Below are 12,934 nucleotides of genomic sequence, written 5' to 3'. Positions count from 1 at the left end.
TCATATTCGCATCGTACGTATTGCACCCTCATCTATTTTTGCAAAATTAAATAGATAGTGTTTATTTATTAATAATGGGTTCTAGTTTAGCTGTAAAATGCCGCAAGAATTTAGGCTCTTCAATAATTTTGAGGCCGTATGCTTTATTCTTTCTTTCTAAAAGTTTCTCAAACACTTCGATCACAAATTCTATATGACTTTGGGTATAAACTCTTCGTGGAATAGCCATTCTTACCAATTCAAGCTGAGAGGGAATTAACTTTCCGTTTTGATCGTATTTACCAAACATCAGGGATCCTATTTCGCATGCACGAATACCTCCTTCCAGATACAACTGACAAACCAATGATTGTCCGGGATATTGATCTACCGGAATATTCGGATAAAATGCTTTGGCATCAATATACACCGCATGTCCTCCAATCGGCCAAATTAACGGCACTCCTAATTTATGCAATCGTTCACCTAAATAAGTAGTACTTCTGATTCTGTATTTCAAATAGTCTTCATCAAAAACCTCTTCCAAACCTATAGCTAAGGCTTCCATATCTCTGCCGGATAATCCGCCATAAGTTGTGTAGCCTTCAGTAATAATCAATCTATTTTTGCATTCGTCTGCAATTGCTTTATCTCTTAACGCTAAGAAACCACCCATATTTACCAATGCATCTTTTTAGCGCTCATGATCGCTCCATCACATAATGTAAATAATTCTATCGCAATATCTTTACATGACTTTAATGCATACTCTTTTTCTCTTTCCTTTATGAAATAGGCGTTTTCGGCTACTCGACAACAATCCAAGAATAAATTAACATCTAACTGTTTGCATATTGCAGAAACTTCTTTTGCATTTGCCATACTTACCGGTTGACCGCCTCCGCTATTGTTGGTAACAGTAAGTATAACTCCGCCAATATTAGCAGCACCTTTTTCAAGAATTAGTTGCTTTAGCTTTACGGTATCCATATTTCCTTTAAATGGATAATATTTTAAAGGTTGTAAACCTTCCTTAATCGGAATGTCTATTGCTTCAGCCCCAGAGAATTCAATATTGGCTCTTGTGGTATCAAAATGTGTATTGCTTATAAATGTTATACCGGGTTTACCAAGTAAAGAATAAAGAATACGTTCACCTGCTCTACCTTGGTGCGTGGGAAAAATAAATTCCATACCGGTTAAATCAAATATGGCTTTATGCATGTTATGATAACTGGATGCACCGGCATAAGATTCGTCGCCACGCATAATACCGGCCCATTGATTTGCACTCATGGCTGAAGTTCCGCTATCGGTAAGAAAATCTATTAACACCTTGTCGGAATTTAATAGAAATGTATTGTAATTTGCCTTTTTTAAAAAATCTTTCCTTTCTTCAGGCGTAGTCATGTTTATGGGTTCTACCATTTTTATTTTAAATGGCTCAATGATTGTTTTAAAGCTCATGTTGTATTTTTATTAGTATTCCAATGCATCTTCTTAGCAAAGACCATTGTATTATCGGTGAATTTCATACTTAGCAATTGCACAGCCCACACATATCCCGGCATGGCAAGTGCGAAAGGATTCTTTTTATAATAAGTTGTACCGGCATGAAAGGCCGTAAGGTATTGCTCGCTCAAAATCTGAGCCGTGAATTGAATTCCCTTTAATTTCAAAACGTCCACTTTCATTGGAAGAATGGTACCCGCCACCCTGTTTTCTGACAATATCATGTTATGGTGATTAGTGCCGGGAGAGGATTTAAATATCAAAATTTCATATTCCTCATCATAAACATAAAAGCAATTTATGCAATATGGATGATTTTCTTCATCAATAAAACAGACTGTGGCTACCTGGTTGGCATTTAAAAATTTATTGATTTCATTTGGAATTTTCTCTTCTGCTTTACTCATATTCTTTTTTTCTTGCGTTCGGCAGCAGTTTTATATTCCTTTTTTTCCTCTATAGTGATTGGATTCAATGTCGGTACAGCAACTTTTTCTTTTTTATTCTTTAATGCAACAAAAGTAAAGTAGGCCTCACTTATCAGGTATTTAGAGCGCTGATGCACTTTTCTTGCCCAAGCATAAACCTTAATTTCCATAGAAGTATGAAATGCTCTTGTGACTCGAGCCTTTATTGTAATAATATCTCCTATATAAGCAGGAGCAAGAAACTTCATTGAATCGATAGAGACAGTTACACACACACATTCAGCGTGTGTTTGAGCAGTAACAGCTGAAGCAATATCTAACCATTGGACCAGTTTGCCTCCTTGTAAAATTCCCAAAGGGTTGGTATCATTCGGACAAACAACCTCGGTCATTATAGTTTCTGATTCTTCTCCTATTTTAGACCTCATCATTCAGGAACCTCAAAAGTAGTATCCCATGTCTTTTTTGTTTCATTCTCTTCGAATGTAACTTTAAGATACGATGTATCATTAATAGAAATAATTTCTCTCTTTACCACCTTACTATCCATATGTGATTTATCTGAAACCTGATCATCAAGTCTTAACATAAACGGATACTTAATGGTTATTCTCTCTTCTTCGGTTTGCACTAATTTAGATGCCGTTTCAAAAAGAATCTCTTCGAATCGCTCTAAAAGAATCTCATCATTAATTTCTTTTTTAGCTTGCTCAGTGAGTTTCGATGCCCATTGGCTAAAATTATTTTCTGCCAGTTCTCTTAATTCCATTTTAATATAATCAGGAAAAGGACATCTGATATCCTCATGATCGTTAAACCAAAAGTTAAACGATACTTCCATCATTTCATGGTCTATCATAGTTAGATTTTCTTTATTTAAATATGCTTCCATTTTTTTTTACTAATATAAACAAGGTTGTTTTGTGATAATATGATGAATATCAGTTCTAAATTGAAATTCATCATGATGTTTGACCTTTTAATCTTGTAATCAAAACACATATCAACTGCGAGAATTCTATTATAAATAAATTAATTTTTATACGAATCAAAAATAATGCGGTGAATGTTTAAGATAGGTTAAAATGAAAAATTACCATTACTTTGAAGACATATTCTACAAAAAATTAATGCTTTTGTTTTAGATTGCGCGCCAACTCTCGTAATTTTTTTTCGTTAAGAATAGTAATTTCTTTTCCTTCAAGGCCTATTAGTTTATCCTTCTTTAATTGAGCAAGCACTCTAATTACTGTTTCATACGTAGTACCGCCCATATTGGCAAAATCTGTTCTAGTGAGTGTAAATGCCAATAGTTTTTTATCACTTTTTTTATCATACCCAAGAATATCTATCAACTGAATAAGTATGATGGCAATTCGAATTTTAGGATTTGAAATCATGAGATTTTTCATTCTTGACTCCGTATCTCGTAATTCATCCGACATAAAATTTAGCAGATAAATAGACATATCTGGGTTAGCTTTTAGCATATTTATAAAAGTTGAAAGCGGGAAAAATGTAAGCACAACTTCAGTAAGCGATTCTGCCGAAATAGGATAAAACTTGGCATTAAATCCTCTATGACCTAGTATCATTCCGGGTGCTACAAGTCTGATAATTTTTTCGCTTCCATCCAAAGTTTTAGATAACACTTTGAGATATCCTTTTTCGACAAAATAAATTCCTTTAACAGGATCCCCTTCATCGAATATCCTACTATCCGATTCAAAATAAAAAGTTTGTTTATTCGATTTATAATGGGTTTGCCAATCTTTTGTACAGTACTTTGTAAATAATTTTAATGAAAACATAATAATTAAAATTCACTTAACCTCCAATCATAATCATGCTTCTATTTTCCTGCGCCTTTAATAAACCATCTTTGCTGGAAAAGTCTTGTATTCCCCCTCTTTGTTTACTTTTAATGTAAATCGCCTCTTGAATCAACTGTTCTAAATTCTTCCCTTCCCTCATTGCCTTCAGAAGATTGGTTTCACTTCCTGAAAAAAGACAATTTTTAATACTTCCGTTTGCGGTCAATCGGATTCTGTTACAAGAATCGCAAAATGGGTTACTCACTGTAGAAATTAAACCAAAATTCCCCTTAAATCCTTTGATTTGATATTTACGCGAAGTATCATTAGCCTTATCTTCCGCTTTCATCACATTTTCTTCGCCAAAGTATGCAAATGCTTTTGATAGAATTTCATCTGCCTTTACTGTGCGTGAAAGATCCCATTTATTTCCTTGAAATGGCATAAATTCAATAAATTGAATTGTAGTATTCCATTTAGAAGTTAGATTAATGAAATCAATTAATTCATCGTCATTTACACCCCTAATCAAAACAACATTTAATTTAGGAGTAATTCCTTCAGAAAAAAGTAAATCAATATTGCTTTTTACTCTTATAAAATAATCTCTTCGTGTAATGTTGTTAAACTTTTCTTCATTTAACGTATCTAAACTAATGTTTATTTTTTTTATTCCGGCTTGTTTAAAAGTTGGAAGGTACTGATCTACCAAAATACCATTTGTAGTTATAGCTAGTTCACAATTAAATTTACTTAACCTCATGGCTACATCGTCAAAATCCTTTCGTATGAGTGGTTCCCCACCAGTAAATCGTATTTTATTTATCCCCAATTTCACAAACGTTCCTGCAATTTTTTCAATCTCCTCTGTACGCATTATATCATCTTTGGGAGAAAGCTGTATACCTTCGGCAGGCATACAATAGAAACAGCGCAGATTACAACGCTCAGTAAGCGAAAGCCTTAAATAGTTATGTACTCTACCAAACTGATCCTGAAGCATGAGTTTTATTTAAATTTCTTTTGTTTTTTACTAAGCTCATCAAATTCTGATTCAGAAATAAGTTTTTGAGCCAATGGGAAAAGCGTATAATCTTCGCGGTAAATATGTAATCGAAGCAATTCAGCAAACTCGCGACTAGTATCGTATGCAGTATCACAAATAAAATTCCGGGATTGCAAATCTTTAATTCGAGTTGCTAATCCAAACAGATTAAAAGAAAGTGTTCCTAATTGAATAAATTTAACATGATCATCTTCCATTACATCAATTGCTGTTTTGGGATTTTCCCCAATACTGTGTTCACCGGTAGCAATCAACTTTTCGTTTAAAAGTGGAAATAATACTTTATCTTCTTTTTCATTGTGAACCAATAAATTATTGTCATAAAATTTAAAAAATTCAGACAGTGCCGAATTAATTGACGGATTTAAAACATAGCCGTTACTTTTAAATTCAACAAGTGCATTTTCAAAAATTTCTAATTTTTCAATGGCCACTTTATGTTCATTCATTAATTCCTTTATTGCATCGGGCATTGACTCAAAGTCAATTTTTGGTTTGTTTTCTTCATCATAAACCGATGGCGGATCAAAAGGAGTAGCTCCTTTCATATTATCTAAGCCATGTTCAACACTTCTTTTTAGTGGATCTTTTTTATTCGTTTCTTTTAAATCTATCATAGCGTTATGTTTGAATGCAAATAACGAAATATATTCCAAATCATTGCATGATTTTAATCATTTATTTTAAGGTTTTTGAAGTAAAGGATTATTAATAAAGTCGTTATCCGTTAAGGTTTTTAAGAAAGCAACTAAATCTTGTTTTTCTTGCGGGGTTAAGCCCAAGCCGTATAATTTTGAAGGTTTAGTCATGATGGGATCTAAAGTATTGCTATGCTTCACTTTTGAGTTATAATGTTCTACCACCTCCTCTAATGTTGTATACCTTCCATCGTGCATGTAGGGTGCGGTTAACTCAATATTTCTTAAAGTTGGTGTTTTAAAGAGACCCAGGTCTTTATTTAATCCGGTGTAATTATACCTACCCATGTTTTGACCGAGAAAAATAGAATCAAGGCCAATGTTGTGAAATTTGTTATCTGTAAATAATCCCAGGCTATGGCAATGAAAACAATCCCCTTTTTCTGTTGTAAAAATATTGAATCCTCGCATTTCGGAATCATTTAAATTTGCAGTGTGTAATATAAATTTATCACAAAGTGAATTTTTTGAAACCATGGCCCTGAAAAATTGAGAAAGTGCATATGAAAGTAATTCTGCCGTTACGTTGTCTGCCTTATATACTTTTTTAAATTCTTTTTTGTAAAACGCAGATTGGTTTATTTTGTCCAAATCTGTATTAAAAAATTCCTTTACTTCAAACAACATAATATCCTCCATTTTACCCTGCACTTTCCCATTCCACAAAAAGTTAGAGTTCCATCCCAAATTAATGTGCGGTAAAGCATTACTGGTATAAGTAGTAAAAGCTGACGCTGAAGAATGACAATCAGCGCATGCTCTTCCATCTCTTGACAGAATAGTATCGTAATACAGATGTCTGCCCAAATTAATTCCCTCTAGGGTCATTTGATTTTCATCGGGAATTTCGAGGTTAGGAAAATAATATGGCCAGGTGACGGGATATGGAGTCAACGGCACATCTTCTTCTGCAACCGGCATGGGGTTTTCCTTTTTGCATGAAAACAACAATACAGATAAAACGCTAATTATTTTGAATAATCGTAAACACATCGTTCATATTATTTTTGATTTTTAACATTGCTAGTGAATCTGACATAGTGTAGTTCTTCTCGAAATTCAAATCATATATTGTTGGATTAGTAAATACCTCATTAACATTAAAACTTATTTTATATTCGTGATTCCAGTATTGTTGATGTAAATTTTGAGTGATTTTTGCACTTACTAAATTTTCATTTCTGCCTAAGTGTATTGCATAACCTTTTGTTACGTTCGCCGAATCAAGATAAGTCCCTTCTAATTTTAAAAAATGATACCCGCCTCCCATTAAATCAGGCCATGCCATATTTGAATTATCAACCGTTGCCGGCAATGAATTTGATTTGTTAGTATTTTTATCTAAACCTAGATAAAAACTTATTTCTGTGTAATCGTTTGGTGGGATAGAATCTAACCAAAAATGAGCCTTAGAGCTAACTTTTGCATCAATGTAAAACACTTTATTGGAAGCATAAGTTTTAGTTGCTGATTTTAATACTATTCCGGAAATAAAAAAATTAGCTGTTGAAACCGAGAATTTATTACCGGCCGCATTCGTATAATTTAAACTATCCCAAATAACAGCATTAGCCCCTGAAGTCATTTGAATGGTAATTTTCGCTTTAGTATAACTCGGATCAATTGATTTTTTTTTACAAGAAAAAAATAATAGAGTTGCAAAGAAAATACATAAAACAATAATATATTCTTTTTTCATTTGTCTGTTCATTATTAGAATTTTTCGCATTTTTTTTTACATTTTTAAACCACATTTAGGCCAGGCTATTTTACCCGGACGAATAATCAGACTTAAATAAGCCCAATTACTTATTTCAGATGTTTGTCCACCTTTTATAGCTTTTAATGTAGTAGTGCCAAACATTTGAGAGTAGCCGCCCTGAACGGCCACACCATCTGTAAATTTATAACTGAATGTGAAATCAACTTCAGTACCCAAATTGGCATTCATGCTTTCAATAGCGGTTGTAACACTTTTATCGCGCACTGCTGCAGCTGAATTAAACATGTGTGTATTCACAGAGAATAATGCTTTTTTATAAGTATAACTTAAGCGTAAATAAGCATCGAGCAATCCAACGGAATTAATATGATTACCTACATAGAAATAATCCATATATCCATTGAAACGGTGATTAGTTCCATAATACGGATTAAAAGCATGATTTATATCTCTGTAAGCTTTTGCTGTATCAGTTTGACTTTGTCCTGTAAGATATTCCGCGCCTAAGGAAACCAATAATCCCTTAACCGGTTTGTATCCAATTTCACCGCAAACATCCATTGCACTAGTTTTTCTATTCGATGCATCATCGCCCATTTGATAATAGCCATAAACTAAACCTATCAGCTTATCCCCTTTGTATTCTGCTCTTAATCCCGCTGTTTGTTGATAAAGTGTCATTGAATCACGTACTCCGGTGGTTGTGTTTACACGATTGTAAGCCACTCCGTTGTTTAACGCAAGAAAACTAAGACTTACTTTTTTAATCTGTTTATTCATCCATAAATACTGAAAAGACTTATAATTTCCGGCAACGGAATATTGAATGAGTTTATGCGATTCGCTGTTTTGGTTGTATGCTCCGCCAACATGTATAGTCATAGTACTGTCAACATTATATTTAAAAATTGCGGCATCGTGACGGCGGGCTTGCATAGCCCAATCTAATCCACCAAAAATCCTATCATCGTCGTAGGAAATTACTTGTCGCCCAATTTTAGCAGAAAACTTTTTAGTACAATTTAATTCGCCATATGCTTCAAAAATAGAGAACAGTCCTTTAGTATCAATAGCAGCATTGGCTACACTACCCCAAGTGCGTATATCTTGGGCAGAAACATAAATTTTATATTTTTCGTGTTTATATTCGGCATTAATTCTAGCCCTTTGTGAAACAAAAACGGCAGCTTTTTGATTAGTATCGGCCAAGGATTGGTAACCGTGTCTATATTCTCCACGAGACATATACTGCCCGGTTACCGAGAATTGGGCATTAAGGTTTGATGTAAATAAACCCAAATTAATAACCAAGATAGTTAGGATTGATTTTGAAGTTTTCATAAGATCTTATTTAAATTAGAGGTAAAAGCTAAATTATTAACAAAGTTAAAATGAGCTCTATCAATAAAATATGAGTAGCATCAGAATAATTCATTTTTAATCATAAAACTTTACCCTTTTGAATTTTGAAATTCTATATCAATTAGGTAATTGAAAATTTGGGTTTATTTATAGTTTTTAAAAGCAAAAAGGGTTACTTAAAAAGCAACCCCTTACGTAAAAGAAATAATTAACTTATGGATTATCATATTCTCTTTTTGGACCTTGATAATACCACCAATTTAGAACCAAACAAATTACATAATATATAGCAAACCCGAATAATGCATATTCCGGATGTCCGGCTTTTATTTGTTCGCCAAACACTTTAGGTATAATAAAAGCGCCGTATGCAGCTATCGCCGCAGTCCAACCTAAAACCGGACCGGCCTTTTCTTTGCTAAAAATATAAGGTATACTCCGAAAAGTAGACCCATTACCGATACCGGTAGATATAAACAAAATCATAAAGCAACCAAAAAACGGCCACCAGTATTCAAGCGGATCAGCAGAAGATCTTGCCTTAACAACAAAATAAGCTACAGCCAAAGCTGCTACAATTTGAACTATTGTACTCCACATGGTAACTTTTGCTCCACTATTTATTTTATCTGAAATAATACCACCAACAGGTCGAACTAGCGCACCTAAAGCCGGACCTAAAAACACCCACAATCTATAATCCGCAGTAGGAAATATATCTTGACATAATTTTGGAAATGCAGCAGAGTATCCTATAAATGAACCAAAAGTCATGGTATAAATAATAGTCATTATCCAATTATGTTTATCACTTAAAATTGAGAATTGTTTATTAAGATTTTGTTTAATATCTGCCGGCGTGGCATATTTCATGAGTAAAACAGAAATAATTATTACAGCCGGTAAAACTATCCACATATTTATTTTTAATCCTATTAATAAATACGCTCCAATTGCTGAGGCTACCACTCCTAGCAAGATCATAATTAAAGTTTTGGAAACTCCTTGTGCCGTTGACGGAAGTACTGGTGTTCCGGTTATAACATTATTCATGCCCACAAATGCTGAAATAGTAAAAATAACTAACAGTGGTACCCAAACCCATCCGGCGTTTTGAATACCTGCAAATGCAACGCCTTTTATTGTTACATCGGAACCTGCCCCAGCAAATAATACAACAGGTACAACAAGTGGAATTAATTTCTGCATTGTTGCTACACCTAAGTTTCCAATTCCTGCATTCATTCCTAAAGCATAGCCTTGCATTTTCTTTGGAAAAAAATAGCTGATATTGTTCATAGAAGATGAGAAATTACCACCGCCAAAACCGGATAATAGAGCCATTGCCGCAAAAAAACCATATGAGGTATTTACATCACTCAGTCCGATACCAGCACCTATTGCAGGTATAATGAGTAATGCAGTAGAAACGAAAATAACATTTCTACCGCCACCCAATGAAATAAGAAAGGAATTTGGCAAACGTAATGTAGCCCCTGCTAAACCGGCAATTGCCGGTAAAGTATAATACATGTTATTTATACTTGCCAATGCAGCATCATATTCCGGAGTGCCTTTCGTTAAGCCTTCTAATAATCCAAATGTAAATCCAAAATCTTTCATATACGTAACTAACATGCCCCACATTATCCAAACCGCAAAGGCCAATAATAACGCTGGAATTGATAACCAAAGATTTTTAGTCGCAATTTTTTTTCCTGTGGAATTCCAGAAACTCTCGTCTTCTACATTCCATGTTTCTATATTTGTTTTTGACATATACTAAATTTTTATTTTTATCTTACTATTCTTAAAACCGGGCAAGGTGTATCTAGGAATACGTCGTAAGTTCTGCTGCCCATTAACAGTTTACCTAAAGGCGAGGCTTTGTGACTCGCTAACAAAATTAGTTCGGCATTTTTTTCTTTCGCAATAGTTGTAATTTCACTTGCCACATCTCCCTGACCGAATACAGCTTCCACCTGATCAACTTCCAAATCTTTCAATTTTTTTACTTCTTCCAGTAATATTTGTTTTCCTTCTGCTATCCAAGCTTCTTTTACCTCAGCAAATTGGGCAGAGTCTGTTGCAAGTATTCCTGTACTATGTGATTTTTCGTTCACATACAGTAAAACCAAATTTGCGCCTGTAGATTTGGCTAAATAAGCAGCTTGTTGACGAGCTTTATCAGCCAATTCAGAATTTCCAATCGGATAGATTATGTTTCGGTAATTAAAATCACCCTTTGATTTTGATTGCGCAAATACAACGTTTCCTGCAATGTGCTCCTTAATTTCAACTTCAATTGACTCCGGTTTAATAATAGCCATACCTCCTTTACCAACCCACTTCTTAGTCCAGGCTCGTTGTGCCACTCTCAAAACTATAAACGCTATTAAAGCTAATATAGCGAAAGACATAAAGCCCCAAAAAAACGAGCCTGTATTTTGTTTTGATAATCCCATGGCATTTGGAATAAAACTTCCACCCAGTGCACCAATTTCACCAATCATACTTCCCGCAACAGCAGTGGCCAATGGCCAACGCAAAGGTACCAATTGAAATAAAGCTCCGTTGCCTGCTCCAAGTGCCGCAAAACAAACCATAAATAAAATTGTTGTAGCTGTAACACCAATAGGTAAACCTGCAATTACCATAGTAATAATAATAATACCAAATATTGCACTTAATGTTGTAATTCCTCCCCATTTATCGCTAGCCCAACCGCCAACCACACGTATTGCACTTCCCATTAAAGCGGCTAACATCGTTAATTGACCCGCTTCTACTTTTGTAACTCCAAACTGATCATGAAAGTAAGTTGGCAAGAAATTAGAAAGTCCAATAAATCCACCAAATGTAATTATGTAAATTAAATTAAAAGTCCAACCATCCTTTTCAAATAAACAAGCCAAATGCTGTTTAAGAGTTTGATGTTCTCTGTCTGGCGGTTCTTTGGCAAACACGATCATTACAACAATTGGAATCAGCATAAAAAATGCGGCCATTCCGTACACGGCCTGCCATCCAAATTTCATTGCTAAAGGTGGTGCAAATAACATAGCTAATACTGTTCCACTATTTCCCGCACCTGAAATACCCATAGCCAATCCTTTATATTTTGGTGGAAACCAACCTGAACCCAAAGAAAGAGCTACACCAAAACTGGCACCGGCTATCCCAAGAAGCACTCCCATTTTTATTACATCAGAATAAGTGTCAACGAAAAAATACCCAAATACCAATGCAAAGAAAATAAGCCCCATTTCGGTTAGTGCTGCATTTTTTCTTCCTATATATTGTGCAAGTACACCTAAAGGAAAACGCATTACAGCTCCAGCCAATATCGGTACCGAAATCATAAAGCCTTTTTCTGCAGGGCTTAAATTAAAATGTTCGCTAATAAAAGGTGCCATAGCGCCATTTAACACCCAAATAGCAAAACAAAAATCAAAATAAAGAAAAGCCGAAAACAAAGTTGGTGCGTGCCCCGATTTTAAGAATTTTTTAAAATTTGACATAACAAGAAATTTAATACCTCAAAAGTAACCGGTGTTATAGATAGTAAAAATGATGCTTATCATTAATTTCGATTTTCGTCATATTTCTATTTAATTACTGTATTTGATGTCAAAATTGGTTTATGATATGAATCATAGTAATAAAACAACATCACAAGTAACTTTACTTTTAATAAAATGAGAGTGAGTAAAAATATATTGAAATTATTTGAAAATCATCCGGTTAATAAAATAGACGAGAACAATTTACTTACTTGTACCCACGATTCTAAAGACAATGTGTACTTGATCAAAAAAGGTGCTATAAAAATATTCAAACATGCCGGAAGCATTGATTTCATTTTTGCAATAGGTTTTGAAGGAGAAATAATTGGATTAGAGCAGGTAATTTTAGAAGAAGTTAGCGATAAAAGTTATGTGGCCTTAAAAAATTCCGAAATAGTATGCATACCTGTGAGTGAGCTTAAAAATGAAATATTAAAAAACGAAGAGCTTCTTCCTGATATATTACATTATGTATCCGATTTTTCTGATCAATTGGAACACCGCATAGTTAATTTAAACCAGAAAAGTGTAATTAATAATTTTGCCACCCTACTGTATTCTTTAAGTAAATTAAAAGTAAACGAAATTGTTCCTCATATAATTTCTACAAAAGACATTGCCTCACTAATCGGTACAACAACCAATTATGTATATAAAACTATTCAGAAACTTGAAGATAAAAGCATCATAACCTTTAAAGACAGAAAATTACGGATTATTAATAAAGAGCTTCTGAAGAAACTCGCTTTAGAAAAAATAGTCCAATCATAACATCCGATTTACATT

The 12,934-nt window shown here is 34.0% G+C and carries 12 protein-coding genes and 1 pseudogene; 1 reads left to right on the top strand and 12 read right to left on the bottom strand.

The annotated features are described in order from the left end of the window. Positions 1 to 61: 61 nt before the first annotated feature. From IPM51_01620 to IPM51_01565, 12 genes and pseudogenes are all read right to left on the bottom strand, one after another. Positions 62 to 1,446: pseudogene (locus IPM51_01620) on the bottom strand (tryptophanase). Next, complete coding sequence (locus IPM51_01615; GenBank protein MBK9282998.1) at positions 1,443 to 1,898, bottom strand: hypothetical protein; 456 nt, start codon at positions 1,896 to 1,898, stop codon at positions 1,443 to 1,445. The pseudogene IPM51_01620 and the gene IPM51_01615 overlap by 4 nt, the downstream one beginning before the upstream one ends. Further along, positions 1,895 to 2,347 (bottom strand): acyl-CoA thioesterase, encoded by a 453-nt coding sequence (locus tag IPM51_01610; GenBank protein MBK9282997.1) that lies wholly within the window; start codon positions 2,345 to 2,347, stop codon positions 1,895 to 1,897. The genes IPM51_01615 and IPM51_01610 overlap by 4 nt, the downstream gene beginning before the upstream one ends. Beyond that, complete coding sequence (locus IPM51_01605) at positions 2,347 to 2,811, bottom strand: hypothetical protein (protein ID MBK9282996.1); 465 nt, start codon at positions 2,809 to 2,811, stop codon at positions 2,347 to 2,349. Before IPM51_01605 ends, IPM51_01610 begins: the two co-directional genes overlap by 1 nt. 235 nt (positions 2,812 to 3,046) lie before the next feature. Then, positions 3,047 to 3,730: a Crp/Fnr family transcriptional regulator gene (locus tag IPM51_01600; protein MBK9282995.1), complete on the bottom strand. Its 684-nt coding sequence runs from the start codon at positions 3,728 to 3,730 to the stop codon at positions 3,047 to 3,049. A gap of 16 nt (positions 3,731 to 3,746) precedes the next feature. After that, positions 3,747 to 4,736 (bottom strand): GTP 3',8-cyclase MoaA, encoded by a 990-nt coding sequence (moaA, locus tag IPM51_01595; protein ID MBK9282994.1) that lies wholly within the window; start codon positions 4,734 to 4,736, stop codon positions 3,747 to 3,749. Between the two features lie 5 nt (positions 4,737 to 4,741). Then, on the bottom strand, positions 4,742 to 5,416 hold the full coding sequence (locus tag IPM51_01590; GenBank protein ID MBK9282993.1) for a hemerythrin domain-containing protein: 675 nt from the start codon (positions 5,414 to 5,416) through the stop codon (positions 4,742 to 4,744). 66 nt (positions 5,417 to 5,482) lie between these two features. Further along, positions 5,483 to 6,418 carry a c-type cytochrome gene (locus tag IPM51_01585; protein MBK9282992.1) on the bottom strand — a complete coding sequence of 312 codons (936 nt, stop codon included), beginning with the start codon at positions 6,416 to 6,418 and terminating at the stop codon, positions 5,483 to 5,485. Positions 6,419 to 6,461: 43 nt separating this feature from the next. Further along, positions 6,462 to 7,196: a hypothetical protein gene (locus IPM51_01580; protein MBK9282991.1), complete on the bottom strand. Its 735-nt coding sequence runs from the start codon at positions 7,194 to 7,196 to the stop codon at positions 6,462 to 6,464. A gap of 36 nt (positions 7,197 to 7,232) precedes the next feature. Further along, on the bottom strand, positions 7,233 to 8,561 hold the full coding sequence (locus IPM51_01575) for a hypothetical protein (GenBank protein ID MBK9282990.1): 1,329 nt from the start codon (positions 8,559 to 8,561) through the stop codon (positions 7,233 to 7,235). A gap of 234 nt (positions 8,562 to 8,795) precedes the next feature. Continuing rightward, positions 8,796 to 10,361: a NarK/NasA family nitrate transporter gene (locus tag IPM51_01570; GenBank protein MBK9282989.1), complete on the bottom strand. Its 1,566-nt coding sequence runs from the start codon at positions 10,359 to 10,361 to the stop codon at positions 8,796 to 8,798. Between the two features lie 17 nt (positions 10,362 to 10,378). Beyond that, entirely contained in the window at positions 10,379 to 12,103 is a 1,725-nt protein-coding gene (locus IPM51_01565; GenBank protein MBK9282988.1) for an MFS transporter, read from the bottom strand. 177 nt (positions 12,104 to 12,280) lie between these two features. On the opposite strand from IPM51_01565, the gene IPM51_01560 reads away from it, so the two are divergent. Then, a complete protein-coding gene (locus IPM51_01560) occupies positions 12,281 to 12,919 on the top strand; it encodes a Crp/Fnr family transcriptional regulator (protein ID MBK9282987.1) in 639 nt (212 codons plus the stop codon). Positions 12,920 to 12,934 lie beyond the last annotated feature (15 nt).

It is taken from the genome of Sphingobacteriaceae bacterium (assembly GCA_016715905.1).
Taxonomy (GTDB): Bacteria; Bacteroidota; Bacteroidia; order B-17B0; family Aurantibacillaceae; genus Aurantibacillus.
This window is presented reverse-complemented; position numbering and strand designations above follow the sequence as displayed.

Coding starts and splice junctions, on each gene's coding strand:
- IPM51_01570 (MBK9282989.1), bottom strand. CDS start 10,361: ATGTCAAAAACAAATATAGAAACATGGAATGTAGAAGACGAGAGTTTC.
- IPM51_01600 (MBK9282995.1), bottom strand. CDS start 3,730: ATGTTTTCATTAAAATTATTTACAAAGTACTGTACAAAAGATTGGCAA.
- IPM51_01590 (MBK9282993.1), bottom strand. CDS start 5,416: ATGATAGATTTAAAAGAAACGAATAAAAAAGATCCACTAAAAAGAAGT.
- moaA (MBK9282994.1), bottom strand. CDS start 4,736: ATGCTTCAGGATCAGTTTGGTAGAGTACATAACTATTTAAGGCTTTCG.
- IPM51_01585 (MBK9282992.1), bottom strand. CDS start 6,418: ATGCCGGTTGCAGAAGAAGATGTGCCGTTGACTCCATATCCCGTCACC.
- IPM51_01615 (MBK9282998.1), bottom strand. CDS start 1,898: ATGAGTAAAGCAGAAGAGAAAATTCCAAATGAAATCAATAAATTTTTA.
- IPM51_01560 (MBK9282987.1), top strand. CDS start 12,281: ATGAGAGTGAGTAAAAATATATTGAAATTATTTGAAAATCATCCGGTT.
- IPM51_01580 (MBK9282991.1), bottom strand. CDS start 7,196: ATGAAAAAAGAATATATTATTGTTTTATGTATTTTCTTTGCAACTCTA.
- IPM51_01610 (MBK9282997.1), bottom strand. CDS start 2,347: ATGAGGTCTAAAATAGGAGAAGAATCAGAAACTATAATGACCGAGGTT.
- IPM51_01605 (MBK9282996.1), bottom strand. CDS start 2,811: ATGGAAGCATATTTAAATAAAGAAAATCTAACTATGATAGACCATGAA.
- IPM51_01565 (MBK9282988.1), bottom strand. CDS start 12,103: ATGTCAAATTTTAAAAAATTCTTAAAATCGGGGCACGCACCAACTTTG.
- IPM51_01575 (MBK9282990.1), bottom strand. CDS start 8,561: ATGAAAACTTCAAAATCAATCCTAACTATCTTGGTTATTAATTTGGGT.